General features: G+C 33.2%; 24 protein-coding genes. 7 read left to right on the plus strand and 17 right to left on the minus strand.

Features of this window, described 5'->3' with window-relative positions; translation table 11 throughout:
- Nucleotides 1-481: 481 nt before the first annotated feature.
- The 9 genes from ppnP to GGR97_RS13395 all read right to left on the minus strand — a co-directional run bounded on the left by ppnP (nucleotide 482) and on the right by GGR97_RS13395 (nucleotide 12,129).
- Nucleotides 482-763, minus strand: a complete 282-nt coding sequence (gene ppnP / locus GGR97_RS13355) for a pyrimidine/purine nucleoside phosphorylase (RefSeq protein WP_167899031.1) — start codon at nucleotides 761-763, stop codon at nucleotides 482-484.
- A 199-nt stretch (nucleotides 764-962) separates the two neighbouring features.
- The gene (locus GGR97_RS13360; RefSeq protein WP_167899032.1) at nucleotides 963-2,738 is read right to left on the minus strand and encodes a cytochrome c oxidase subunit I; all 1,776 of its coding nucleotides are present in this window, start codon (nucleotides 2,736-2,738) and stop codon (nucleotides 963-965) included.
- 36 nt (nucleotides 2,739-2,774) lie between these two features.
- Complete coding sequence (locus GGR97_RS13365; RefSeq protein WP_167899033.1) at nucleotides 2,775-3,839, minus strand: cytochrome c oxidase subunit II; 1,065 nt, start codon at nucleotides 3,837-3,839, stop codon at nucleotides 2,775-2,777.
- A gap of 39 nt (nucleotides 3,840-3,878) precedes the next feature.
- The gene (locus GGR97_RS13370; RefSeq protein ID WP_167899034.1) at nucleotides 3,879-5,279 is read right to left on the minus strand and encodes a quinol:cytochrome C oxidoreductase; all 1,401 of its coding nucleotides are present in this window, start codon (nucleotides 5,277-5,279) and stop codon (nucleotides 3,879-3,881) included.
- A gap of 22 nt (nucleotides 5,280-5,301) precedes the next feature.
- A complete protein-coding gene (locus tag GGR97_RS13375; RefSeq protein WP_167899035.1) occupies nucleotides 5,302-5,853 on the minus strand; it encodes a c-type cytochrome in 552 nt (183 codons plus the stop codon).
- A gap of 5 nt (nucleotides 5,854-5,858) precedes the next feature.
- Nucleotides 5,859-6,386, minus strand: a complete 528-nt coding sequence (locus tag GGR97_RS13380; protein WP_167899036.1) for a DUF3341 domain-containing protein — start codon at nucleotides 6,384-6,386, stop codon at nucleotides 5,859-5,861.
- A complete protein-coding gene (nrfD, locus tag GGR97_RS13385) occupies nucleotides 6,376-7,776 on the minus strand; it encodes an NrfD/PsrC family molybdoenzyme membrane anchor subunit (RefSeq protein ID WP_167899037.1) in 1,401 nt (466 codons plus the stop codon). The genes GGR97_RS13380 and nrfD overlap by 11 nt, the downstream gene beginning before the upstream one ends.
- A 31-nt stretch (nucleotides 7,777-7,807) precedes the next feature.
- Nucleotides 7,808-10,858 carry a TAT-variant-translocated molybdopterin oxidoreductase gene (locus tag GGR97_RS13390; RefSeq protein ID WP_167899038.1) on the minus strand — a complete coding sequence of 1,017 codons (3,051 nt, stop codon included), beginning with the start codon at nucleotides 10,856-10,858 and terminating at the stop codon, nucleotides 7,808-7,810.
- Between the two features lie 62 nt (nucleotides 10,859-10,920).
- Nucleotides 10,921-12,129 (minus strand): c-type cytochrome, encoded by a 1,209-nt coding sequence (locus tag GGR97_RS13395; protein ID WP_167899039.1) that lies wholly within the window; start codon nucleotides 12,127-12,129, stop codon nucleotides 10,921-10,923.
- 212 nt (nucleotides 12,130-12,341) lie between these two features.
- Here GGR97_RS13395 and GGR97_RS13400 point away from each other — a divergent pair, with 212 nt between their 5' ends.
- Complete coding sequence (locus GGR97_RS13400; protein ID WP_167899040.1) at nucleotides 12,342-12,689, plus strand: hypothetical protein; 348 nt, start codon at nucleotides 12,342-12,344, stop codon at nucleotides 12,687-12,689.
- Nucleotides 12,690-12,752: 63 nt separating this feature from the next.
- Here the strand turns inward: GGR97_RS13400 and ettA are convergent, their stop codons facing one another.
- From ettA to GGR97_RS13425, 5 genes are all read right to left on the minus strand, one after another.
- Complete coding sequence (gene ettA / locus GGR97_RS13405) at nucleotides 12,753-14,444, minus strand: energy-dependent translational throttle protein EttA (RefSeq protein ID WP_167899041.1); 1,692 nt, start codon at nucleotides 14,442-14,444, stop codon at nucleotides 12,753-12,755.
- 166 nt (nucleotides 14,445-14,610) lie between these two features.
- Complete coding sequence (locus GGR97_RS13410; protein ID WP_167899042.1) at nucleotides 14,611-15,471, minus strand: pirin family protein; 861 nt, start codon at nucleotides 15,469-15,471, stop codon at nucleotides 14,611-14,613.
- A 10-nt stretch (nucleotides 15,472-15,481) separates the two neighbouring features.
- The gene (locus tag GGR97_RS13415) at nucleotides 15,482-15,922 is read right to left on the minus strand and encodes a MarR family winged helix-turn-helix transcriptional regulator (RefSeq protein WP_167899043.1); all 441 of its coding nucleotides are present in this window, start codon (nucleotides 15,920-15,922) and stop codon (nucleotides 15,482-15,484) included.
- Between the two features lie 10 nt (nucleotides 15,923-15,932).
- Nucleotides 15,933-16,463 (minus strand): NADPH-dependent FMN reductase, encoded by a 531-nt coding sequence (locus tag GGR97_RS13420; RefSeq protein ID WP_167899044.1) that lies wholly within the window; start codon nucleotides 16,461-16,463, stop codon nucleotides 15,933-15,935.
- A gap of 5 nt (nucleotides 16,464-16,468) precedes the next feature.
- The gene (locus tag GGR97_RS13425; protein WP_167899045.1) at nucleotides 16,469-16,834 is read right to left on the minus strand and encodes a DoxX family protein; all 366 of its coding nucleotides are present in this window, start codon (nucleotides 16,832-16,834) and stop codon (nucleotides 16,469-16,471) included.
- A 163-nt stretch (nucleotides 16,835-16,997) separates the two neighbouring features.
- Between GGR97_RS13425 and GGR97_RS13430 the strand changes: the two genes are divergently transcribed.
- The 6 genes from GGR97_RS13430 (at nucleotide 16,998) to GGR97_RS13455 (ending at nucleotide 21,251) form a co-directional block, all read left to right on the plus strand.
- Nucleotides 16,998-18,626, plus strand: a complete 1,629-nt coding sequence (locus tag GGR97_RS13430) for an acyl-CoA carboxylase subunit beta (RefSeq protein ID WP_167899046.1) — start codon at nucleotides 16,998-17,000, stop codon at nucleotides 18,624-18,626.
- A gap of 63 nt (nucleotides 18,627-18,689) precedes the next feature.
- Nucleotides 18,690-19,403, plus strand: coding sequence for a YebC/PmpR family DNA-binding transcriptional regulator (locus tag GGR97_RS13435; RefSeq protein ID WP_167899047.1), 714 nt, complete (start codon nucleotides 18,690-18,692; stop codon nucleotides 19,401-19,403).
- Between the two features lie 60 nt (nucleotides 19,404-19,463).
- A complete protein-coding gene (locus tag GGR97_RS13440) occupies nucleotides 19,464-19,751 on the plus strand; it encodes a hypothetical protein (protein WP_167899048.1) in 288 nt (95 codons plus the stop codon).
- A 1-nt stretch (nucleotide 19,752) separates the two neighbouring features.
- The gene (locus GGR97_RS13445; protein WP_167899049.1) at nucleotides 19,753-20,529 is read left to right on the plus strand and encodes a DNA/RNA non-specific endonuclease; all 777 of its coding nucleotides are present in this window, start codon (nucleotides 19,753-19,755) and stop codon (nucleotides 20,527-20,529) included.
- A 15-nt stretch (nucleotides 20,530-20,544) separates the two neighbouring features.
- Nucleotides 20,545-20,904 (plus strand): hypothetical protein, encoded by a 360-nt coding sequence (locus GGR97_RS13450; protein ID WP_167899050.1) that lies wholly within the window; start codon nucleotides 20,545-20,547, stop codon nucleotides 20,902-20,904.
- Nucleotides 20,905-20,918: 14 nt separating this feature from the next.
- Nucleotides 20,919-21,251: a hypothetical protein gene (locus tag GGR97_RS13455; RefSeq protein WP_167899051.1), complete on the plus strand. Its 333-nt coding sequence runs from the start codon at nucleotides 20,919-20,921 to the stop codon at nucleotides 21,249-21,251.
- Nucleotides 21,252-21,297: 46 nt separating this feature from the next.
- Here the strand turns inward: GGR97_RS13455 and GGR97_RS13460 are convergent, their stop codons facing one another.
- From GGR97_RS13460 to GGR97_RS13470, 3 genes are read right to left on the minus strand one after another with little or no spacing between them, the layout of a single operon-like run.
- Nucleotides 21,298-23,709: a TonB-dependent receptor gene (locus GGR97_RS13460; protein WP_167899052.1), complete on the minus strand. Its 2,412-nt coding sequence runs from the start codon at nucleotides 23,707-23,709 to the stop codon at nucleotides 21,298-21,300.
- Between the two features lie 11 nt (nucleotides 23,710-23,720).
- Entirely contained in the window at nucleotides 23,721-24,836 is a 1,116-nt protein-coding gene (locus GGR97_RS13465; RefSeq protein ID WP_167899053.1) for an AMP-binding protein, read from the minus strand.
- Nucleotides 24,823-25,767, minus strand: coding sequence for a GSCFA domain-containing protein (locus tag GGR97_RS13470; RefSeq protein WP_167899054.1), 945 nt, complete (start codon nucleotides 25,765-25,767; stop codon nucleotides 24,823-24,825). The genes GGR97_RS13465 and GGR97_RS13470 overlap by 14 nt, the downstream gene beginning before the upstream one ends.
- Between the last annotated feature and the right edge of the window lie 103 nt (nucleotides 25,768-25,870).

Consider the following 25,870-nt stretch of genomic DNA (forward strand, 5'->3'; position numbering starts at 1 on the left):
ATGCGCTAAGCGGATGCAAATATAAGAACTTTATTTCTTCTAAAACAAATAAATCTAAAATAAATTCTAAATCTTTTTTGCCCCAAATTTGTTAAACTAATAACCGAAATAAACCCCTTAAATGTATCTGAACTTTTTTGCTCCTCTAACCAGTTACCTAGTTGCTGTTGCGGGTGCAAAGATACACAACCTTTTCCCTTTATCAACTATCTTTTTTAACCTTTTTTTTATCTTTTTTATCAACTTTTCTTAACTACCTTGTTTTACGCAGGTTAAAAGTTAAATTTATATTATTATCTATCAATACTAACTAATAGTATTGGTCTTTTAGATAAAATAACATTTCTTTTATTCAGCTATAAATAATAGATAATACTAATGAATAACAATCCTAGAGAAATTCAACATAGTAGTAGTAATTAAATAAAACAAAAAAAGCAACCTTAACTAAGGTTGCTTTTTTAATATAAAGGATTATTTCTTATTTATATTGACACAAATATGAAGTTTGTCCTGATACTTTTACTTCGAATTTTTCATTTGCTTCTATTTCATACGCTTCTCCAGCTTTGTAAGTAACCCATTCGCTTGATCCTGGTAACTTAACTAACATTTCCCCCTCTACAACATTCATTGTTTCATGTAATGATGTAGCGAATTCATACTCTCCAGCCTCCATTACACCTAATGTAGATTTTCCTGTTGCTGATTGGTATCCTAAAGACTTTACATTTCCGTCAAAATATTCGTTTGCTGAAATCATATACTATATCTATTTTTATGTTTGTTGGCAAAAATACACATCTTTATTGTGATAGAAAAACAAAATAGGTTTTGTAAATACTGATATTAATCAACTTATAATTTTGATAAAACAATATATAATGTAGTGCTTAATGCTAAGAATAAACATAAAAAAACTCGATTGGGAAACCAATCGAGTTTTTTTATGTTTATGTATTTTAAGATTCTTGCTCTCCTGCTTTCAAAGGAACAGTTTGCATGATGTAATCTTCTCCGAAAATGTATTCTCCATTTTCATCAACTTTACTGTAATCATATGGCCAACGGTGTACTTCTGGAATTTCTCCAGGCCAGTTACCATGAATGTGCTCTACTGGTGTAGTCCACTCTAAAGTATTAGATCTCCATGGGTTTTGCGTTGCTACTTTTCCCTTGTAAATACTCATAAAGTAGTTTACTAAGAATACAATCTGTGCAATTCCTCCAATGATAGCGAAAATAGTCATCACTTGATTTACGTTTGCTAAATCATCGAATAATGGAAAGTTTGTGTTTGTGTAATATCTACGAGGTAAACCTGCCAATCCGATAAAGTGCATTGGGAAGAAAACTCCGTATGCAGCAATAGCTGTAATCCAGAAGTGTACATACCCTAAGGTTTTGTTCATCATTCTACCATACATTTTAGGGAACCAGTGATATATACCAGCATACATTCCATAAATTGCAGATACACCCATTACTAAGTGGAAGTGAGCTACTACAAAGTAAGTATCGTGAACGTTAATATCTAAAGCTGAATCTCCTAATACAATTCCCGTTAATCCTCCAGTAATAAAAGTAGAAACTAAACCAATAGAAAATAACATTGCAGGGTTAAACTGTAAATTACCTTTCCATAAAGTTGTAATATAATTAAAAGCTTTTACAGCAGAAGGTATTGCAATTAACAACGTTGTAAATGTAAATACAGATCCTAAGAATGGATTCATTCCTGAAATAAACATGTGGTGCCCCCAAACAATTGTAGATAAGAATGCAATTGCCATAATAGAACCAATCATTGCTCTATAACCAAAAATTGGTTTACGAGAGTTTGTAGATATAATTTCTGAAGTTAAACCTAATGCAGGTAATAATACAATATATACCTCCGGGTGACCTAAGAACCAAAATAAATGTTCAAATAATACAGGTGAACCTCCTTGGTAGTTTAATACCTCTCCTCCAATAAAAATATCAGACAAGTAGAAAGATGTTCCAAAACTTCTATCGAAAATTAATAATAATGCTGCTGAAAATAATACTGGGAAAGATACTACACCAATAATTGCAGTAATAAAGAATGCCCACATTGTTAATGGCAATCTTGTCATTTTCATTCCTTTTGTTCTTAAGTTTAAAATCGTAACAATATAGTTTAATGATCCTATTAAAGAAGAAGCAATGAAGATAGCCATAGATACCAACCATAATGTCATTCCTGCTCCTGAACCTGGTATTGCTTGAGGCAAAGCAGATAAAGGTGGGTAAATTGTCCATCCTGCAGAAGCTGGTCCAGCTTGAACAAATAATGATACAACCATAATAACACTAGATATAAAGAACAACCAATAAGATAAGCAGTTCATAAACCCAGAAGCCATATCACGTGCTCCAATTTGCAATGGAATTAATAAGTTAGAAAACGTTCCACTTAATCCTGCTGTTAATACAAAGAATACCATAATAGTACCGTGAATTGTAACTAAGGCTAAGTAAATATCTGGTTTCATTACCCCTGTTTCTGATTGGAAACGTTCAGGTAAAAAAGCTTCAATAATAGAGAATGATTGTTCTGGCCAAGCAATTTGAAGTCTAAATAATAAAGACATTAAAACTCCAATTACTCCCATGATCATACCAGTTACTAAAAACTGTTTTGAAATCATTTTGTGATCAAAACTAAATAAATATTTAGTAACGAAAGTTTCTTTATGATGATGTTCTGACATAATAAATTTTTCTTTTTGTGATTCTAAAAACAGATCTTATAACTTAAATAATTCTTTTGCTGTCTTTTGTTGGTTCAACCAGATTAAGTAATCTTTTTCTGATTCAACAATAATTTTCATTTGCATGTTGTAGTGAGAAGGACCACAAATTTTGTTACATAATAACAAATAGTCAAACTCATATGGCTCTTCACCATTTGCAGTTCTTACAGCGTTTACACTAGCAACTTTACGAATAACATCTTTTTGTTGACGCATTTCTTCGGTAGTAAATTTTGGAGTAAATCCAAATTCAGTAATCATACCAGGAACACAGTTCATTTGGGCTCTAAAGTGAGGCATGTAAGCTGAGTGTAAAACATCTTGAGAACGGAACTTGAAAACAACTTTTTTACCTACTGGTAAGTGCAATTCACGTACAGGAATATCATCAGCAGATTTAGCATCTGTTAAATCAATACCTATTGAATTAGCTCCTTCTATATTACGTACGTTTCCACGCCCTAATTCATTATCTCTACCAGCATATCTAGCTTCCCATGCAAATTGTTTTGCATAAACTTCTACTAAAATAGCATCGTCTCCTTCTAAATCAGTTACGTCATTCCAAATAGATAGTCCGTATAAAATTAATACCGCTAAAACAACTGTAGGAATTGTAGTCCAAATTAATTCTAACTTATGAGAATCTGCAAAGAAACTTGCCTTTCTTCCTTTAATACCTCTGTACTTGTAAGAGAAGAAGTACAATAAAGCTTGTGTGATGAATTGAACGATTCCAATTAACCAGAAAGAAATTCTGTATAAGTTATCATAATCTTCCCCTTCTACTGAAGCTGAATCAGGTAACATAATGTCTTGTAAGAAAATTAAACAGTATCCCATTAAAAGGTAAAAACCAATTAAAAAGATTAAGAACAATTTACCTTGTAGGTCATTGTCTTTTTCTGTTGCAACGGGATTGTCATCATTCTCGAAAGTGATGATCTTTTTACCGTCTTTAATTTCTTTAAAAATAACTCTGTATGTAAGTAGTTTATTTACTTGCCAAACACCAATGGCAAAAGCAACAGCTACGAAAAAATAAAATAAAGCTAACATAATTTTGTTTTAAGTTTTTTGCAAATGTAATGATATATATTAATAATGGAAGTGTTCACTTTCATGTAAGAAAGGATTTCCTTTTGCAATTAATGGAGCTTTACTTAAAGTAGTAAATACTGCATATATAAATAATCCTAAGAAAAATAAGATACTTGCAATTTCAGTAATTCCGAATCCCCATTGATCACCAACAGTTCCAGGCATAATCATTACAAAAACATCAATATAATGTCCTACTAATATAATGGTACCAACTCCTAAAACAATTTGAGGAATACGTTTAAAGTCACTATTAACTAATAACAATACTGGTAAAATAAAGTTTAAAGGAATCATTCCTAAAAACAATAATTTGTAATCATCAAAACGTTGTACAAAGTATACAGTTTCTTCTGGCATATCTGCATACCAAATTAACATAAACTGAGCAAACCATAAGTATGACCAGAAAATAGAGAAACCAAACATGAATTTAGCTAAATCATGTAAATGACTATTGTTTACAACTTCTAAGTATCCTTTAGACTTTAAATAAACTGTTACCATTGCAATAACTGTTAAAGCAGATACTAATCCTGTAGCTAATACATACCATCCGAATAGTGTAGAGAACCAGTGTGGATCTAATCCCATAATCCAATCCCATACAGACATTGATTCTGTAAAAATAAAGAATGCTAAGAAAGCAACTCCAATTTTATAATTCTTGTAATAGTTAACTAAGTCTCCTGCATTATCTTGTAGTAAAGAATACTTTCTGTTTAAGTAACGGAATACATTCCAACCTACTAAATAAATAATCCCTGAGATTAACCATCTTGGAGTATTTAACCATGCTGATTTATTTGCAATTAATTCGTCATAGTTAGCTGATGTTGGGTCTACTGTTCCATCTGCCATCCAAACAAATAAGTGATTTCCATGGAAAGCTGTAATAACTAAGAATACAATAAAAATTGCTGATACATATGGTAAGAATCCTGAAATTCCTTCCATAACTCTAAATAATACGATTGACCAACCTGCTTGCGCTACTCTTTGAATGTTTAAAAATGCAAACACAACAACTGTTACAAAAGTAAAAAAGAACAAAGCAACATAAAATGCAGCCCAAGGTCTGTTTTGTAATTGATGTAGTACATGTGCTAAGTGATGGTCGCTATGTCCTTCTGTATGTGCACCTGCTTCGTGAGCATCGTGTTTTGCAACTTCATGATGAGCATCATGAGAAGCTTCTTCTGCATGTGCATCGTGATGAGCTATTTCTTTAGTTGCATGAGTATTTCCATGAGCACCATGTGATTCTTGGTGCGCTAAGATCTCTGCCACTTCCGCTTCCGTACTTGGAGCAGAAACAAATCCGATAATAATACCTATTAAACCTATTACCATTAAAGCAATAGCTGATATTTTTAATTTACTTGAAAATTGATACATAATCTATCTAAGTGTTTGGTAATTATTTTAACAAGTTGTTTCTTAATTCTTGAACGTGTTGAACAATTAACCAACGTTCTTTTTCATTTAATTGAGAAGCGTGAGATCCCATCATGTTTCTACCATGCATAATTACGTGGTAAATACTTCCTTCAGTAATATCTCTATCCTTGTAGTTAGGAATTCCTAAGAATTTTTCTCTTTTCACTAAGTCTCCTTGTCCATCACCTTTTTTACCGTGACAAACTGAACAATAGATTGTATACAATTGCTTAGCGTTTTCGCTATCTAAATCTGCTGCTGTTAATGGAGATTTTAAGTTTTGTTTAGCTTCTTCATAACCTTCATTTGTATCAGGATATTCGTAAGGAATGTGACCTCTAGAAATAGAACCTGCTACAGGTTGTTGAGCTTCAATACCATCAGCAAAAACTACACTTTTTGCGTAAGGCTCTCCAGCAACTGACTCATACATATCTGGCATGTATTGTAAGTTACGTTGTGTTTTATCGCATGAAGTAAACACTAATGTTACTACTGCTAAAACTGCTGTAATTTTAAATAATCTACTCATGGTTATTAATGCTTTTCAATTACTTTAATCTCAACAGCATTTGTAGTATTTAACAAAGCTGTTAATTCTTCTTCATTATTATGTACAGGAATTTCCATTAAGAAAATATCATCTGTAGTTCTTGGATCTGGATTTTCAGCTTCTTTAAAAGGCCATAATCTACTTCTCATGTAAAAAGTAATTACCATTAAGTGAGCTGCAAAGAAAACTGTTAATTCAAACATAATCGGCACAAAGGCAGGCATGTTTACAATCCAAGAAAAACTAGGTTTACCTCCAATATCTTGGGGCCAGTTTTCAATCATCATGTAATTTGTCATCCAAATTGCAAAAGACAATCCTAGTAATCCATATATGAAAGCACAAATCGCTAAACGCGTATGTGGCAATCCTAATAATTTATCTAAACCGTGAACTGGAAACGGTGTAAAAACTTCTTCAATATGATGATTTGCTTCTTTTACTGTTTTAACGGCATCCATTAAAACATCATCATCATTATATAATGCGTGTATAACTTTATTAGTGCTCATTTTTTCCGTCTCTTAATTGTTTATAATGTTGTCCTGAAGATTTCATAATTGTTTTTACTTCTGCCTGAGCAATTACAGGGAATGTTCTAGCATATAATAAGAACAATACGAAGAAGAACCCAATAGTTCCAACAAATACACCTACATCAACAAAAGTAGGCTCAAAACGTGTCCAAGTTGATGGTAAGTGACCTTTACTTAATACAATTGCAATAATATCAAAACGTTCAAACCACATACCGATGTTGATTGCAATAGAAATTATGAATGACCAAATAAAACTTCTTCTTACTTTTTCTATCCACAAGAATTGAGGTATAGCAATGTTGAATAAGATTAATGACCAGAATGCCCATCCGTAAGGTCCTGTTGCAGCACCAATAGACATATATGTATAATTCTCATAAGGAGAACCTGTATACCATGCGATAAAGAATTCTGAAGCGTAAGCTACAGCTACAATTCCACCAGTAACCATAATTACAATATTCATGTACTCAACATGTAAACGTGTAATATAGCTTTCTAAATTAGATACTTTTCTCATAATTCCTAACAACGTTTGTACCATTGCAAATCCTGAGAAGATTGCTCCAGCAACAAAGTAAGGAGGAAAAATAGTTGAGTGCCATCCTGGGTTGATAGATGTAGCAAAGTCCATAGATACAATTGTGTGTACAGAAAGTACTAATGGAGTAGCTAAACCTGCTAATACTAATGAAACTTCTTCAAAACGTTGCCAATCTTTTGCTCTACCAGACCATCCGAAAGATAACAAAGCGTAGATCTTTTTTTGGAAAGGCTTAACAGCTCTATCTCTAATCATAGCAAAATCTGGTAATAAACCTGTCCACCAGAAAACTAATGATACTGATAAATAAGTAGAAATTGCAAATACATCCCATAATAAAGGTGAGTTAAAGTTTACCCATAACGAACCAAATTGGTTAGGAATAGGTAATACCCAATATCCGTTCCATGGACGTCCCATGTGAATTAACGGGAACAAACCTGCTTGGAAAACCGCAAAAATTGTCATTGCTTCTGCAGAACGGTTAATGGCCATTCTCCATTTTTGACGGAACAATAAAAGTACTGCTGAGATTAATGTACCGGCATGACCAATACCTACCCACCATACAAAGTTTGTAATATCCCAAGCCCATCCAATGTTCTTGTTTAATCCCCAAACTCCAATTCCTGTTCCGATAGTATATAAAATACAACCAACACCCCACAAAAATGCGATCAATGCAATTGTAAATGCTATATACCAGTTTTTATTTGCCTTACCCTCTATAGGTTTTACAATATCCATTGTGATATCGTGGTAACTCTTTTCCCCTAAAACTAAAGGTTCTCTGATGGGTGCTTCGTAATGAGACGACATATAATTAATTTTAAATTTTAGTTATTCCTTTTTAAGCTTCGTTTGTGTTTCTGATTTTAGTTTGATAAACTACGTTGTTATCTGTTCCAATGAACTCTAACAATCTGTATGCTCGTTTATCTTTACGTAATGCAGTTACTTCGTCTTCTGGGTTATTGATATCTCCAAACTTAATAGAACCTGTAGCACAAGCACTAGAACAAGCTGTAGAGAATTCGTTAACGTCTATTGCTCTACCTTCATTCTTAGCTTGTAAGATAGTAGCTTGTGTCATTTGAATACACATAGAACATTTTTCCATAACACCACGAGAACGTACAGTTACGTCTGGGTTTAATACCATTTTACCAAAGTCATCATTCATATTGAAATCAAACTCATCATTATTATTGTATTTAAACCAGTTAAAACGACGTACTCTATAAGGACAGTTGTTAGCACAGTAACGAGTACCTACACATCTGTTATATGCCATTTGGTTTTGACCTTGACGACCATGAGAAGTTGCTGCCACAGGACATACAGTTTCACAAGGTGCATGGTTACAGTGCTGACACATTACTGGTTGGAAAGCTACTTGAGGGTTTACAGTCTCAGGTGTTTCTAAAGCTTCATAAACTGCTGCTTGATCAATAGAAGAAGCTTGGTTTATTTTTTTGTTAGCAGAACCTGCATCTCCTTCTGATGTATAGTATCTGTCAATACGCAACCAGTGCATATCTCTACCTACACGTACTTCATGTTTACCTACTACAGCAACGTTGTTTTCAGCGTGACATGCAATTACACATGATCCACATCCAGTACAAGAAGTTAAATCAATAGATAAGTTAAAGTGATGACCTACAGATCTATCGTGATCTTCCCATAAATCAACAGAAGTTACATCTACAGATTCGTGTTTTAAAGAGACCTCTGGTCTTGGGTTCCATTCTTTTGCATCACCATGAGTAAATTCTTCGAAACTAGTTTCTCTTAAAATATCGTGACGACCTGCAATTGTATGTTGTAATTGTTCACAAGCAAATAAATGCTCTCCTCCTGCATTTGCAACAGAAGCAATTTGTGTACCTCCAAAAGCAACAGCGTAAGCATTTACACCTACTTTCATTTCTTCTTTTAAGGCTTTTGTTTTACCATATCCGTATGATAAACCAATAGTACCTTGAGCTTGACCTGGCTGAATTAATACAGGTGCGTTTTCAATAGTAACACCGTTTACTGTAATAGTAGCGTATTGACCGTTGATAGCTCCGTTATCTTGAACAGGGTTGGTAAATCCTAATTTATCAGCATCTGCTTGAGACATTAATAAGTAGTTATCCCAAGATGCTCTTGTTAATGGATCTGGTAACTCTTGCAACCAAGGGTTGTTTGCTTGTTGTCCATCTCCTATAGCTACTGAAGAGAATAAAGTTAATTCAAACTCTCCTGTTTTAGTGTTCGCTTTTAAAGCTTTAGCTGCACTTGCAGTATCAATATCTTTTCCACTTAATGGACTTGTACTGATCGCAGCAAAACCATCGTGTAAGGTTTTGTTCCAAGAAGCACCTCCTAAAACTTCAGACTTAGCAAAAGCTGCTAAATAATCGTAATAAGAAACTGTTTGTCCAGTCCATGCTAATAAACAATCTTGGAACTGTTTTGTATCAAACAAAGGTTTGATAGTAGGTTGTGTTAAACTGTATTGATTTGCAGAAATAGTTACATCTCCCCAAGCTTCTAAATAACTAGGAGTTGGTAGTGCAAATTGCATTTCGCTTAACGTTTCATCTTCTTTAGAAGAAAATCCAACCGTTAATTTTGTTTTCGTCAAACCTGCTTTAAAATCAGCAGCATTTGCTAATGTATATACTGGGTTTGTATTGTATGTAATTAAAGCTCCTACCTTACCTGCTTTTAATTCAGCAACTAAACTAGCAACCTCAGCATCGTTTCCAGCTCTAGTGTATTTTACGTTTGCAACGTCTAATATTTCAGAACTTAAAAAGTTGTTGATTGCTAGAGTAATTAATTGAGCATTTTTGTCTTGAATTCCGGTTACAACAACCGCTTTACTTCCAGCTTTCTTTAGTTGAGCTGCAGCTTTTTTAATAGCAGCATCTTCTGGAGTTTTCTTAGACGGTAAGTTTTGTCCCGTAACAGCGTTGTATAAATTAATTAAAGCGTAAGATTGCTCAGATGGCTTTAATACAATTCTTTTATCTGCATTTGCTCCTGTTAAAGAGTAATTAGCTTCTACTTGAATATGACGTGAAAACTTTCCAGCTTTAGCATCTCTACCTTGAGCATATGCTGCTTCAAATCCTCCACCTTGCCAGTCTCCTAAGAAATCTGCTGCAATAGATACAATTACTTTAGCATCCTCTAACTTATAGTTAGGTAAAGCTCTTTCTCCGTATACTTCTTGAAAAGCATCTAAAGCTGCTGATTCAGAAATAGCATCATATACTACGTGAGAAACATTATTGTATTTTTTTGAAAACTCTCCAATTAAAGCTTCTGTAGATGGACTTGCTAAAGTACCTGTTAAGAAAACAATTTTCTCACCAGTTTTAGAAACCTCTTCTAACTGCGCTGTAATTTTCCCGTTTACATCCGACCAAGAAGCAGTATTACCTTTTACTTTTGGCCCCTGTAATCTTAAACTATCGTACAAAGATAATACAGATGCGTTTACACGAGCATTAGTAGTACCCTTAGCTTCTTTGTTTGGTAAAATAAAAATAGGACGACCCTCTTTTGTTTTTACTAACACATTTGCAAAATCAAATCCATCTGCAATTGTAGATGCATAGTAGTTTGCTATTCCAGGAGTAATCTCCTCTGGCTTTACAACGTAAGGAATCGATTTAATTACCGGTCCTTCACAAGCTGCTAAAGATGCAGCTGCAGTTGTAAATCCAACGTATTTTAAGAAATCACGTCTTGTTGTACTAGACGTTTCTAAAGTCTCTTTATCACCTAAAAACGACTCAGGAGCTTGTCCTTCGTTAAATTCGTTTTGTTCAAGCGAAGCAACAATAGAACTATTTTCATTTAGTTCTTCAACACTTTTCCAGTATTTCTTGTTTGATGCCATGTTTATTTGTTTTTACTATATAGTTGATGCTAACTAAAAACTTAGCTTAAATTCTTTGTATTCTAGTAGTGACACTTACCACACTCTTTACCTCCTAATTGAGCGATCGTTACCTTCTCTACTCCGTATTTATGAGATAATTGTTCGTGTATTTTCTTGTAGTATCCGTTACCTTCAATATTCACCTCTGTATCTTTGTGACAGTCTATACACCATCCCATAGTTAATGGAGAGTATTGATATACTTCATCCATTTCTTCAACAGGTCCATGACATTTTTGACATTTAACACCTGCAACAGTTACGTGTTGTGAGTGATTAAAGTATGCGAAATCAGGTAAATTATGAATACGAACCCATTTTACAGGTTTTGTTTCTCCTGTGTATTTTAAGTTTTCCGCATCCCATCCAGCTGCATCGTATACTTTTTGGATTTCCTTATCTAAATAAGCCTTTCCTTTTGTATCAATCTTAGTATCCTCTGCTACTTCAGAAATATTCTTATGACAGTTCATACAAACATTTACCGATGGAATTCCAGAAGTTTTAGAATGCTTAGCTGAAGAGTGACAATATTGACAATCGATTTTATTATCTCCTGCGTGAATTTTGTGAGAAAAAGCAATTGGCTGTACTGGCTGATATCCTTCATCTACACCTACAGACATTAACGCTGTAAATCCAAAATAAACACCTAAGAACACTAACACGATTACAGAAACAATCTTTAAGAAACCGTTATCGCTTTTTAAGAAAACCCATCCTATTAGTGATAACAACACCAACACTACAACTACCGTTGCAACAACAGGTAAAATTTCACCAGCAGTAGAGTCTACTTCAGCAGCTTGAGCAACCGCTACAGCAGCTCCTCCTTTTTTAACGTTTCCAACTGTTGTGTATGCAATAATATCTTCGATTTGCTTGTCTGACAAGAATTCGAAAGTACTCATTGCAACCCCACCATACTCTTCGTAGATCGCTTTTGCATCTGCATCACCAGAAGCTCTTAATTTGTTGTTGTTCTTGATCCATGCTTTTAGCCAATCCAACTCACGACGTTCTGCTACTTTTCCAAGAGCAGGCCCCGTAGCCTTTTTGTCTAACTTGTGACAAGATGCACAATGCATATTAAACAATGCTTTACCCGCTTTAACTTGCTCGTCCGATGGAGTATCTTGTGCCGATAAACTCAAAGAAAAAGAGAAGAAAAGCACTAGACTTAACTTTAAAACACTAGATAGTTTTCTGTGTAATTTCACAATTTTCATACAGTTGTATAATAAGTTTTAATATTGTTCTAACAGTAAAAAAAGACCCTACAAATAATAGAAGCCATTTTTAAACGTTGCCACAAAAGTAATATTATGCATTCAATTGGAGAACAGATATACGTACGAAAAGTTAATTTATACATATTCTAAATAACGTGATAATATCATTTAGTTTTATTACTTTTGTACAACAAAATAAATTTACTCATATGCTTAGAAAATCACTTCTTATTACATTTGCTACTGTGGCATTTTGTTTCTCAAACCGCATTCAGGCTCAAGAAACTAATTCTTCTTTGAACACGTTTATAGAGAAAAAGAAAAACTATAATAAGAACAGTAAAAATGGAGTAAGCGTACTATTATATAATGGTTCCGAGGAAAAAGCGAGAGAAATCTACAATGAATTTAAAACTGAGTTTAAAGACATTGATATTAACCTTAGATACGTTAGTCCTGACTGGAAAGTACTAACAAATGCTTACAGTTCAAGTTTAGAAGCTGAAAGGATTGCCATTATTATTCGACAAAAGTACCCTAGCGTTAAAATATTATAAGATCTTAAAAGGGCTTTATCAGAAATGATAAAGCCCTTTTAATTTATTGAAAAAACTAATTTATTATCTGATTAGTTTTTTATACTTGATTCGTTTTGGAACTCCATCACCTCCTAAACGTTTGTTTTTATTCTCTTCGTATTCAGAGAAAGATCCTTCAAAGAAATACACTTCTGACTCTCCTTCAAAAGCAAGAATATGTGTACATACTCTATCTAAAAACCATCTGTCGTGCGAAATTACAACACCACAACCTGCAAAATTTTCTAAACCTTCTTCTAAGGCTCTTAATGTATTTACATCTAAATCGTTGGTAGGTTCATCTAATAACAATACGTTTCCTTCTTCTTTAAGTGTCATTGCTAAATGCAAACGGTTACGCTCCCCTCCTGACAATGTAGATACTTTTTTGTTTTGTTCTGATCCACTAAAGTTAAAACGAGATAAGTAAGCTCTTGAGTTTACCATTTTACCTCCCATCATTACCAACTCTTGTCCATCTGAAAAGTTTTGCCAAATAGATTTTTCTGGATCTATATCTGAGTGATTTTGATCTACATATGCAATCTTAGCTGTATCTCCAACCACAAACTCACCACTATCAGGAGTTTGTTCTCCCATAATCATTCTAAAAATGGTAGACTTACCAGCTCCGTTTGGTCCAATAATACCTACAATTCCGTTTTGTGGTAAATTGAACTCTAAATTATCGTACAATAATTTATCTCCAAAAGCTTTAGCCACTCCTTTAGCTTCAATTACATTGGTTCCTAAACGAGGTCCGTTTGGAATGTATATTTCTAATTTTTCCTCAACCTGTTTTTGGTCTTGGTTCATTAATTTATCGTAATTCTTTAAACGAGCTTTAGATTTTGCTTGACGTCCTTTTGCTCCTTGCTTAACCCATTCTAATTCTCTTGCTAAAGTTTTTTGACGTTTAGAGGCTGTTTTTTCTTCTTTAGCCAAACGCTGTCCTTTTTGATCTAACCAAGAAGAATAGTTTCCTTTCCAAGGAATTCCTTCACCTCTATCTAATTCTAAAATCCATCCAGCAACATTATCTAAGAAATATCTATCGTGCGTAATTGCAATAACGGTTCCTTTGTATTGAGCTAAGTGATCTTCTAACCAATGTACAGATTCTGCATCTAGGTGGTTGGTAGGTTCATCTAACAACAACACATCTGGTTCTTGTAATAATAATCTACACAAAGCAACTCTTCTTCTTTCCCCTCCTGACAGGTTCTTAATTGGAGTATCACCTTCTGGAGTACGCAAAGCATCCATGGCAATTTCTAACTTGGTGTCTAATTCCCAAGCATTAGAAGCATCAATCTGATCTTGCAATTCAGCCTGACGAGCCATTAATTTATCCATTTTGTCGGCATCAGAATATACTTCTTCTAAACCAAACATGTCGTTAATCTTGTTGTATTCTTCTAAAATTGCAACCGTTTCTGCAGCTCCTTCTTTAACAATATCCATTACGGTTTTGTCATCATCTAACTGAGGCTCTTGCTCTAAATAACCAACTGAATACCCATCTAAAAAAGTAATATCACCTTGATAGTTTTTTTCTACACCTGCAATAATTTTCATTAAAGTAGACTTACCAGAACCGTTTAATCCTAAGATTCCAATTTTAGCTCCGTAAAAAAAACTTAAATGAATATTTTTTAATACTTGTTTTCCTGTAGATTGATAGGTCTTACTCAATCCAGACATGGAAAAAATTACTTTCTTATCGTCTGACATATTTAAAATTATTTTATGAATAGGCAAAAATACTATTTTTTAAATCAGCTAACAGATAAGTTTTTACATGTTTTAAAAAACAACAGTCAAAGTTTATAAATTGTACTGTTTTATGCATAATCTGAATATCTTAATTATAATAACAATACATCACACGGTTATTTGATCAACTTAAATTTCCCATTTTTCCTTCTTGATAATCAATAAAAGCTTGATAGGTTTCTCTTCTAGAATTCATTACAAAAGGTCCTTCCATCACCACAGGTTCATCAATAGGCTCTCCAGATAACACTAATAATTTAGAAACTTCTTTTGCTTTTAGCGTAAAACCATCACCATTATTATTAAAAGTTGCCATAGCTGTTTCTCCATAGATTAATTCCTCCAAAGTATTTACGGTAACTGCACCTTTAATTAAATAAACCAAAGCATCTTGATTATTTGGAATTTCTACAAAAACTTCTCCATTAGTTTCTAAATCTACCCAAAAAGCATTTACAGGAGTTTGTGTTTTAATCACTCCCTTTTTTCCTTTTTGTTCTCCTGCAATAACCGTAAGCGTTCCTTTATTAAAATCAATAGTTTCCATTTGTTCTAGGTCCGCTTGCTGATAATTGGGTTCCATCATTTTTTTACTCCTAGGTAAATTTAACCACAATTGAATCCCCTCTAAACTCCCTCCTTTTTCTACAAATTCTGGAGTGGGTCCCTCTGCATGCAAAATTCCTTTACCAGAAGTAATCCATTGTACACCTCCACTTTTAATGGTTTGTACATTACCTAAAGAATCTCTGTGTTTTTGCTCTCCCTCAATTAAAAAAGTAATAGGTTCAAAACCTCTATGCGGATGTGCTCCCAGATCAAAAGGATTACTTTGTTTGTTGATAGGATATGGTCCATAATGATGTAATAACAAAAACGGATCTACTCTTTGTATTTTTTGACTAGGAATAGGCTGTCTTAACTCAATAGGTCCCATCAAAGTAAATGGAGAATTACTGGTACTTTTTATGCTATTATTTTTCATAACTTTCTTTTTATCCTCTTATTTTATCTAATAAGGTATTTAACAAAACAGTTTCTTCTTGATTTAAATTCTCCATCAACCTTGGCACTTCTGTAAACACTACATTAGACAAAAGTCCTAAACCTTTAGCTGTAATAGATACATAGACTGCTCGCCTATCATTTTCACATCTTACACGTTCTATTAATTCTTTGTCACATAACTTATCTGTAAGTCTAGTGGTGTTAGGAGATTTTTCTATCATACGTTCCTTTACCAATTTCATAGGAATCGCTTTTTTAGCTCCTCTAAGTATTCTTAAAATATTGTATTGTGCAACTGATATTTGATAGGGCTCTAACTCTTTATTAGTAATTGTATTTATAAAATTAGCTGTGTACTTTAAGTTTAACACAGCTTTTACATGTTCCGATTCAAACGTTGTGTTTACCTCTTTAGAAAATTCAGCCATACTATTTATATTATAATGCTTTTATAAAATCTTGAATGATTATATCCAACTCTGCATCTAAACTTTTATTAATAATTTTATTTTCTTTAAAATTTTCTCCAAAAGAAGGTACAGAAAAACTTCCTACAACAGTAGCTCCATGATAAGGCATTCTTCCTTTTGCAATGTCTAAAACTGTTTGCCCTCCCCTTGCTCCTGGTGATGTTGCCATTAAAACTACTGGTTTATTATTCCACATTTTAGGGTTGATTCTAGACACCCAATCAAAAATATTTTTAAACGCTGTGGAATAAGCTCCATTATGTTCTGCAAATGAAACTATAAATCCATCTGCAGTACCTAATAACTCACTAAAAGCTGTAGCTTGTTCAGGAATTCCGTTTTCAACTTCTCTATCCATTCCATAGATAGGCATTTCAAAATCGTTTAAGTTTAAACTTTCTACCCTTACATCTGTTAACTTACTACCTGCATACATAGCCAATTGCTGGTTAATAGACACCTTACTATTACTTGCTCCAAATACTATTACTTTTTTCATTTGATTTATTTTTTAGTTGCATATAATTTCTTTCCTAAAAAGAAAGAACTCAAAACCAATATCATTCCTATTAAAGCTGCTCCTTGCTCTCCATCTTGTACATGTGTATGAGCTGCAAAAGCCAACAAAGCATCAAAAAATAATGCTGAATATACCCAGTCTTTAATACTAGATTGCTTTTGACTTAACAACACAACTACTGCTATTACCTTTAATACAGCCAAAGGATAAACAATATAAGTAGGATGTCCCAACTTGATAAATTCTGCCGAAACATGGTCGTAATTAAAAAAATACATACCTGCAGAGAATAAGAATAGAGCACTTAACAAACCTGTTGTAGCCCAATAAGAAATTTTAATTGTTTTCATTTTTATCTATTTAAATTTTATGAGACAAAGATATAAATTATTTTTAATTATCTACCATGGTAAATAAAAACAGGGTTAATAAATTTCTTCTTTAATATTATTGAATTGTTAAGCATCAATAATCTAAGGGTTTTTGTACATTTGGCACTGCAAAAAATATACGATGGATATCAAATTCAATAAAAACGAAGACCACAATAAACTAGCTTTGTCTGATTTAAGATCAAGATTTGCAAAAGTTGAAGTGGGTGGAGGTTTAAAAAGAATAGAAAAGTTACACGAAAAAGGAAAACTGACTGCCAGAGAGCGAATTGATTATTTATTTGATAAAAAAGCAAAAGCTATAGAAATTGGTGCTTTTGTAGGTGATGATATGTACACCGAACATGGAGGATGCCCTTCAGGAGGTGTTATTGTTAAAATAGGATATGTTAGCGGTAAACAATGTATTGTAGTTGCTAATGATGCTACTGTTAAGGCAGGTGCATGGTTTCCTATTACCTGTAAAAAGAACTTAAGAGCGCAAGAAATTGCCATGGAAAACAGAATTCCTATTATTTACTTGGTAGATAGTGCTGGTGTGTATTTGCCTTTGCAAGATGAAGTTTTTCCGGACAAAGAACATTTTGGTAAAATTTTTAGAAACAATGCCAAAATGAGCAGTATGGGAATTACTCAAATTTCTGCGGTTATGGGAAGTTGTGTTGCTGGTGGTGCCTACTTGCCAATTATGAGTGATGAAGCATTAATAGTAGACAAAACAGGAAGTATTTTCTTAGCAGGAAGTTATTTGGTTAAAGCTGCCATTGGAGAAAGTATTGATAACGAAACTTTAGGAGGAGCAAGCACACATTGTGAAATATCTGGTGTTACAGATTACAAATCTAAAGACGATAAAGACTGTTTAGATACTATTAAAAACATTATGGATAAAATTGGTGACTTTGATAAAGCTGGTTTTAATCGTAAAGAAGCCATTGCTCCAAAGGAAAATCCAGATGATATTTACGGAATTTTACCAAAATCTCGTTCAGAACAATATGATATGAATGAGATTATTAAACGTTTGGTTGATAACTCAGACTTTGAACCTTATAAAGAAGGTTATGGAGAAAGTATTATTTGTGGTTATGCTCGTATGGAAGGTTGGGCTGTTGGTATTGTAGCCAATCAACGTAAAGTCATTAAAAACAAAAAAGGAGAAATGCAGTTTGGTGGAGTTATTTATTCTGACTCTGCAGATAAAGCTACTCGTTTTATTGCCAACTGTAATCAAAAGAAAATTCCATTGGTATTTTTACAAGACGTTACCGGTTTTATGGTAGGTAGTAAAAGTGAACACGGTGGAATTATAAAAGATGGTGCCAAATTAGTAAACGCTGTTGCCAACTCTGTAGTTCCAAAATTCACCGTAGTTATTGGAAATTCATACGGAGCAGGAAACTATGCCATGTGTGGTAAAGCATTTGATCCAAGATTAATTTTTGCTTGGCCATCTGCAAGACTTGCTGTAATGGGTGGTGTGCAAGCTGCAAAAGTATTAGCTCAAATAGAAGAAGCTACTTTACAACGAAAAGGGGAAGAAATTACTCCAGAAAGACATGCGGAAATCTTAAAGAATATTGAGGACAGATACGACAAACAAACCTCTCCTTATTATGCAGCATCAAGACTATGGACAGATGCTGTTATAGATCCTTTAGAAACTAGAACTTGGATTAGCATGGGAATAGAAGCAGCTAACCACGCTCCTATTCAAACTCCTTTTAACTTAGGAATTATTCAAGTTTGATAAAAACTTGTAGCAGAATATAAAAAATAATAATTTTACGACACTTTATAATACAACATAGAAATGGGTAGAGCATTTGAATTTAGAAAAGCTAGAAAAATGAAACGTTGGTCTGCAATGGCAAAAACGTTTACAAGAATTGGGAAAGACATTGTAATGGCAGTTAAGGAGGGTGGACCAAATCCTGATTCAAACTCTAGACTACGTGCTGTTATACAAAATGCTAAGGCAGCTAACATGCCTAAAGACAATGTAGAAAGAGCCATTAAAAAAGCTACCGATAAAGATACTGCCAACTATAAGGAAACTTTGTTTGAAGGGTATGCTCCTCATGGAGTTGCTGTAGTTGTAGAAACTGCTACAGACAACAACAATAGAACTGTTGCTAATGTTCGTGCAGCTTTTAACAAATGCAATGGAAACCTAGGAACTTCTGGTTCTGTTGTTTTTATGTTTGATCATACTTGTAACTTCCGTATCAATGCAGAAGGAAAAGACATAGATTTAGAAGAGTTAGAATTAGAATTAATGGATTTTGAAGTAGAAGAAGTTTTTAAAGACGAAGACGGAATTTTAATCTACGGTCCTTTTACACAGTTTGGAGCTATTCAATCTTACTTAGAAGAAAACGAATTAGAAATTTTATCTTCTGGATTTGAAAGAATTCCTACAACTACTACTGAGCTAACAGAAGAGCAACAAGCAGATGTAGAAAAATTATTAGAAAAATTAGAAGAAGATGATGATGTACAAAACGTATATCATTCCATGGCATAATAACTATTTTACAAAAACTAAAAACCCTCTACTTTTGTAGAGGGTTTTAATTTTACACAAATGACAGTACAACAATTTAGAGAACAATATATTATTGGGTTTGGTTACGAAAAAAACTCTAAAACCAAAAGGTTCCGCTTAATGGTGTTAGATCGTACCACTATGCAAGTAATAAACGAAGTATTAGAAAACGAAAACAACACTTGCTTTAAACAATTTTTAGAAGGTAAAGATTTAAACAAAGCCATTTTAAAGTTTAAGATGGATTCTTTAGAAGAAGTTTTACAACTACACAATGTAGAAAACATCAACTTATCCGAAAACGAAGTCAACAAATATTTTGATTAATATGAAAAAGCAACACTTCTTTCTACTTTTATTAATATCAATTTTAATTGCTTGCAGTGTCTTTATCAAAAGAGAACCTACTAGTTCCATAAATACCATTAAGAGTGATGGATTGTCTTTTAACTACAAAACTTATCAACCTAGTACTACAAGTACAATAGCCAATAAAACGTATTATTCTTTAGAATATAATGAAACGCATGAGCAAGCCAATTGGGTATACTATTTATTAACTGCTGAGTTTGTAAACGGAACCGCTAAACGCAAAGACAATTTTAAATCGGATACTAGTATTCCAACAGAATCTGCTAGTTTAAACGATTATAAAAAGAGTGGTTATGATAGAGGTCACCTATGCCCTGCTGCAGATATGAAATTGAACAATCAAGCCATGAGCGAGACCTTTCTTATGTCTAACATGTCACCTCAGCTTCCTAGTTTTAACAGAGGAGAATGGAAACGTTTAGAAAGTCAGGTTAGAAAATGGGCTGTAGAAGAAGATTCTATTATTGTTATTACCGGGCCCATCTTTAAAAATAACATTGGCCAAATTGGTAAAAACAAAGTCACCGTTCCTGGAGCTTATTATAAGGTTCTTTACGATTTAACCCAACCTCAGAAAATGACGGCTTTTATATTGCCTCATACAAAAGAGGTAAAAGCTTACCACAATTACCAAACATCCGTAAATAAAGTAGAACAAGAAACAGGTATAGATTTCTTTGCTATCTTGCCAGATGAACTAGAAGAACAATTAGAAACCAATATCCGTTGGTAAATAAATATAGATATTTTGAGCAATCACGAACACCACAACCGCGAACACAATCATAAACATGAGCACGAACATCATCACCATGATGATGAAGATGGTATTATGACCATTCAAGAATACCACAAAGCCAACTTAATGATGTTTAATGTTAAAGATTTAAAAACTACAGATACCGTTCTTTGCACCTTAACCTCTATAGACCGTATGAGCTTTTTGGCCAATGGTATAGAACATCACGAATGCAAACGTTCAGAATTAACAGAACATTTTACAGAAGTTGTTAAAAGAAACTTAATTTTAGCTTTCTTTGACAAGATAGAAATTGAAGCATACGATCCTTTAGATGTTAACAATAACATCGATTTTTTATTTGAATAAAATACCACACAATTATGGACATAAAAGAATTTAACAAAAAGTATATTTTAAATTATACCATCAACGAAACACATCCTGAGAACATAGAATTTTCTTTGGAAACTATTGATAGAAAAACATTACAACCAAGTTTAGATTTTAAAAAATTAAAATCAGAAACTCCTGTTGAATGGTTGTCTGATAAAATTGGAGAAGAAATTTTAGCGGGTAGAAACCCTGGTCAATTTCAAACAAGTTTTTACGACAATGTAAAACGTAAGTTGATTAATACCTTATTAATTAAAAACAGAATTAAAGGTTTTGATCCTTTAAACACCAATGAGAGTATTGACTTCTTATTAAGATAAAATAAAAAAGGCTTTCTATATATTAGAAAGCCTTTTTTATTTGAGTTTAGAAATAGAATTTTACTCCCGTTCTTATTACTTGTGTTTCGTAATAGTTTTCATACAAAGCCGTAAAGCCATTTGCTTTTATGTTTTGTCTTAATGCGTATTGATTTAAGATATCGCTAAACGCAAAAGAAAACTCTCCTTTTCCGTTCCAATATTTCTTTTTAGCACCAACATCTAAAGAACTTCTGTACAACTGACGACCTTGTGCAATGTTTTTAGGAGCCATGTACAAATAACTTAACTGCAATTGCAAATCGTTCTTTAAACTCCACGTAGAATTTATTTTGGCATCCCAAGTAATTTCACTTCTATCTTCTACATTAAAGGTTTGTTCTATTGGAAACAAAATAGTTCCTGTATACCCATTAATGTTATTTTGATAAGCATTTATATTTCCAGACAATTTCCAAAAATCAAACAATTCTTGATCGTAAATTAATTCCAAACCTGCATTGCTAGCACTTCCTGTATTGGCATAACTTTTAATAACCACAGGCACTCCGTTATTTTCTGCTGCACCATAAACTCTCATATAAGGATTGTCTATATACTTATAATAAGCTGCCAAAAACAAAGAACTTTTGTTCCATCGGGTTCTGTATGCTATTTCTCCAGACTGTGTAAACTGAGGTCTTAAATAAGGGTTTCCGACTTTTAACAATTCATGATCATCAGACTTGGCAAACATTCTTAATTCTGGTTCTCCAGGACGGTCTACTCTTCTATTATAAAACAACGATACTTTTTGCTTTCCTGTTAATTTGTAAGTCCACCTTACGTTAGGAAACAATTCAAAATAGTTGTATGCATCTTGTTTTTTATCAAAATAAATATTGGCAGGATCTACATCGTAAACCACAGAAGTTTGCTCCGCTCTAATTCCTCCTTCAATATCATAGGTAGGAGTTTCATAAATTAAATTTGCATAAGCAGCATAAATAGTTTCTTTCCAGTTAGAGTTGTTTCCCATTCCTTCAAAAACAATAGAATTATTAGCATCAGGTGTTACCGTATACTCAACAGGTAAATCTCTGTATTGTAATTTTACTCCTGTTTCTAAAATACCGCTTTCAAAAGGTTTGGTATAATCAACATTGTTTACAAAAATATGCTCCGTTGCTAAAATATTGGTAATATCTCTACTTGGTGTAGCGTTTAAACTATCGTTTACATAATAGGTTTCATCTTCCCATCCTTTAATGTATTGCACTCTTGCTTTTATGTGATGACCTGGCTCTAAAAATTTATGTTCATAATCTGCAGCTACATTAAAATATCCTGTAATTTCTTCTTCTCTCCAATTGGTATAACGGTATCTGTTTCCTGTATCCATATTTATGTAGGGAACTTGAGCTGTATCTGTGTGTTTTTCCCAATCGTAAATAGATGATATTTTTAATTTATTTTGTTCATCAATGTTAAAATCTACTCCGCCTTTTACAATGTAATGAATTTGTTTTCTGTTTTCTGGAACCTGAGAAATAGTGTTTCTTCCATCGTTATAATTACGTGTAGTAAATTCATTATTGGGCAATTTTTCTTGCTTCATTACTTCTGATTGTAAAAAGAAGGCCACTTTCTTTTTTACATAATTTAAATCTAAACTAGGAATGTACTTAGGGGTAAAATCATAACTTCCTAATTGGGTAGGTAAATCTTGTTTCTTTTTTGATAAAACACCTAATCCGTACGTAAAGCCTACAGAACCGTTTAAACCTTCTTTCTTTTCTTTTTTATAAATAATATTGATGGCACCCGCATTTCCAGAAGCATCGTATTTAGCAGAAGGGTTGTTGATGATTTCTATCTTTTCTATATTGGTAGCAGGAATATTATCCAATCCTTTTTGATTTCCAAATCCTGTTAAGCTAGATTGTTGTCCGTCTATCAACACCAATACTTTGTCACTTCCTCTTAGCATTACCTTTCCTTCTTGATCTACAGATATTCCAGGCATTCCTTTCATAACATCTAACACAGAACCTCCTGTTTGCGAGATTACATTGTCTAAATCAAACGTTTTCTTTTCCAGTCCTTGGCTTATGACTGATTTTTGAGCTTTAATTTCTACGGCTGACAACTCTGTAGCATCTTCTACCAACACAATAGTCCCAACATTTAAATAAGAATTAATTCCACCTACAAAAACATTTTTAGTGATTTGTTTAAACCCAATGGCATTGAATAACAATCCATACTTTCCAGGATTCACATCTTCAAAAACAAACAAACCATTTTCATCAGAAAACCCTTGTTTTAAATTGGCTGTTTCAATATTTTTTAACGTAACCGTTACATAAGGAATTGCAATATTACCTTCTGTTTTTAAAGTTCCCGAAATAGCCGTTTTTTGTTGACCAAATACCGTAGCTACCATCAACAATAAAAATAGTTGAATGTAATTTTTCATAAAGTTTTTGTTTAGTTTAGCATAGACAGTGTTTTTTGTCTTTGAATTTTATTAGTAGTAGTTTCTATAAATTGGGGTAAAAAATAAATTTCTTTAGGCAATTCGTATTTAGATAAATTCAAACCCGTAAGGTTTAATTCAGAAGAAGTTCCTTCTACAACAAGAATTAACTTTTCTCCTAAAACCTCATCAGAAACACCCGCAACAAAAAAACGTTGTTGAATGCATTTAGACAATTCTTTTTCTATTTGTTCTGGATGTAATTTTACTCCTCCTGAATTGATTACATTGTCAAAACGTCCTAGCCACTCAAACTCGGAAGCCGAGTGCTGTTTTATAATATCATTGGTAATTACTTTTTCATCACTTAGTAAAGGTGCATCTATAACCAAACAACCTCTGTCGTCTTGAGAAATGGTAATGTTGGGTAATAATTTGAAATAGCTTCTCGACTCTACTTCGACTCCGCTCTGCACAGACTTTCGAAAACCATTTGAATCAAAATTCTCGTGATTTTGGTCATCGAGCGGAGTCGAGATGTAATGATTCAACCTTTTAACAGCAACATGAGAAACCGTTTCTGTCATTCCATAAGAAGCATAACATTGCGTAGACAAGCCTTCTAAACTTTCTTGTAAACTTTGCGATACTACTCCCCCACCAATCAATAATTTTTTAACCAAATGCAAATCCCATAAACTTGCTTTTGCTTGCATGGGAACCATGGCACAAAAATCGTACGGTTCAAAAACATTTTCTAACGGATTACTAACAGGTGCTACTACATCTAACTCCCAACCCAAGGTTAAAGCTCTAATCACCATCATTTTTCCTGCAATATAGGCTGTAGACAAACAACACAAAGCTTTGGTACCCTCTTGTAAATTAAAAAAAGAACCAGTGGCTTTGGAGGAGTTTTCCATAAACTCTTTTTTAATAGCCACTAACTTTGGAGTTCCTGTAGAACCCGATGTTTGAACTATTAAGGTTTCAGAATCTGAAAACCATTCTTGCAAAAACCAATACAAATCATCAGAAACACTTTCTGAATAAGAAATTAACTCTAAAGGAGTTTCAAAACTTTCTCCGTTTAGTAAAAATGAGGGATGTATACTAAAATTTGACATTCAGTTCTTTTTCTAATTGTGATTGTTTTGTGGCTAACTTTTTTAAAAACTCTTGATGTGCTAAAGAATCTAGCTGAAAAGGTTTGTGCAATTTACTTTGTTGAATGGATGCTATTCTTTTAAAATAACCTCTTGCTTTTTCTGAAATCCATACTTCAGTAAATTTTTCCCAAATGTAATCTATAGCAACACTGTTAGGATGAATTAAATCTGCTTCGTAAAAGCGATAATCTCGTAAATCATCCATCATTATTTCATAACTACCAAAATAGGCCACATTGTGGCTTTCTTTAATTTTATGTGTAGCGGTTAACAGTTGGGCTTTACTTAACGAATTTTCAATCAATCCATCTTTGGTATGCCTTACAGGACTTATTGTAAAAATAATTTGGGTTGATGAATTTACGTTTCTAATGGTTTTGATTATTTCTGTCAATGCCGTTTCTATTTCCTGAATAGACAACATTCGTTTCTCAAACTCCGTCTGTGGAATTTTATGACAATTTGCCACCAACTGATTGCTTAACAAGTGTCCGTACACCCAAGAAGTACCTAATGTAATTATAATATGTGTAGCGTTTTCTAACTGCTGTAAACACTCTTTTTGAGCATTGTGAATATTATCAATAACTTGATTGTCCTCTACATTAGAAATATCTGAATGATGCTGTAAAGAATGATACAAACCATTTTGAGACACCAAATCATTACTAGTATATATTTGTTGATGTACCGTATCTTTTAAAACTTTTGCAATAGCGGTGGGACTAAACAAAACTCCAAAAGGATTTATCAGCGTATCAAACTTATAATACGCTAATTGATTTCCTATATTTTCGGAAAAACAAGACCCCAACAACAGAACCTTAGACGTATGATCTAATTGGTTCTCCTTTTGTGATTCTAATTTTATTTCTGTTCTAAACTTCAAAAGTGAGTCGTTTTATAATTTCACAACAAATATAGTATCTTAATTATTCCTATTTATAGATGCTCTATTTTGTTTGTTAAACTTAACGACACAAAGAAAAAGG

This window comes from Wenyingzhuangia aestuarii (genome assembly GCF_011927765.1).
GTDB lineage: Bacteria > Bacteroidota > Bacteroidia > Flavobacteriales > Flavobacteriaceae > Wenyingzhuangia > Wenyingzhuangia aestuarii.

Coding starts and splice junctions, on each gene's coding strand:
- ppnP (WP_167899031.1), bottom strand. CDS start 763: ATGATTTCAGCAAACGAATATTTTGACGGAAATGTAAAGTCTTTAGGA.
- GGR97_RS13360 (WP_167899032.1), bottom strand. CDS start 2,738: ATGTCAGAACATCATCATAAAGAAACTTTCGTTACTAAATATTTATTT.
- GGR97_RS13365 (WP_167899033.1), bottom strand. CDS start 3,839: ATGTTAGCTTTATTTTATTTTTTCGTAGCTGTTGCTTTTGCCATTGGT.
- GGR97_RS13370 (WP_167899034.1), bottom strand. CDS start 5,279: ATGTATCAATTTTCAAGTAAATTAAAAATATCAGCTATTGCTTTAATG.
- GGR97_RS13375 (WP_167899035.1), bottom strand. CDS start 5,853: ATGAGTAGATTATTTAAAATTACAGCAGTTTTAGCAGTAGTAACATTA.
- GGR97_RS13380 (WP_167899036.1), bottom strand. CDS start 6,386: ATGAGCACTAATAAAGTTATACACGCATTATATAATGATGATGATGTT.
- nrfD (WP_167899037.1), bottom strand. CDS start 7,776: ATGTCGTCTCATTACGAAGCACCCATCAGAGAACCTTTAGTTTTAGGG.
- GGR97_RS13390 (WP_167899038.1), bottom strand. CDS start 10,858: ATGGCATCAAACAAGAAATACTGGAAAAGTGTTGAAGAACTAAATGAA.
- GGR97_RS13395 (WP_167899039.1), bottom strand. CDS start 12,129: ATGAAAATTGTGAAATTACACAGAAAACTATCTAGTGTTTTAAAGTTA.
- GGR97_RS13400 (WP_167899040.1), top strand. CDS start 12,342: ATGCTTAGAAAATCACTTCTTATTACATTTGCTACTGTGGCATTTTGT.
- ettA (WP_167899041.1), bottom strand. CDS start 14,444: ATGTCAGACGATAAGAAAGTAATTTTTTCCATGTCTGGATTGAGTAAG.
- GGR97_RS13410 (WP_167899042.1), bottom strand. CDS start 15,471: ATGAAAAATAATAGCATAAAAAGTACCAGTAATTCTCCATTTACTTTG.
- GGR97_RS13415 (WP_167899043.1), bottom strand. CDS start 15,922: ATGGCTGAATTTTCTAAAGAGGTAAACACAACGTTTGAATCGGAACAT.
- GGR97_RS13420 (WP_167899044.1), bottom strand. CDS start 16,463: ATGAAAAAAGTAATAGTATTTGGAGCAAGTAATAGTAAGGTGTCTATT.
- GGR97_RS13425 (WP_167899045.1), bottom strand. CDS start 16,834: ATGAAAACAATTAAAATTTCTTATTGGGCTACAACAGGTTTGTTAAGT.
- GGR97_RS13430 (WP_167899046.1), top strand. CDS start 16,998: ATGGATATCAAATTCAATAAAAACGAAGACCACAATAAACTAGCTTTG.
- GGR97_RS13435 (WP_167899047.1), top strand. CDS start 18,690: ATGGGTAGAGCATTTGAATTTAGAAAAGCTAGAAAAATGAAACGTTGG.
- GGR97_RS13440 (WP_167899048.1), top strand. CDS start 19,464: ATGACAGTACAACAATTTAGAGAACAATATATTATTGGGTTTGGTTAC.
- GGR97_RS13445 (WP_167899049.1), top strand. CDS start 19,753: ATGAAAAAGCAACACTTCTTTCTACTTTTATTAATATCAATTTTAATT.
- GGR97_RS13455 (WP_167899051.1), top strand. CDS start 20,919: ATGGACATAAAAGAATTTAACAAAAAGTATATTTTAAATTATACCATC.
- GGR97_RS13460 (WP_167899052.1), bottom strand. CDS start 23,709: ATGAAAAATTACATTCAACTATTTTTATTGTTGATGGTAGCTACGGTA.
- GGR97_RS13465 (WP_167899053.1), bottom strand. CDS start 24,836: ATGTCAAATTTTAGTATACATCCCTCATTTTTACTAAACGGAGAAAGT.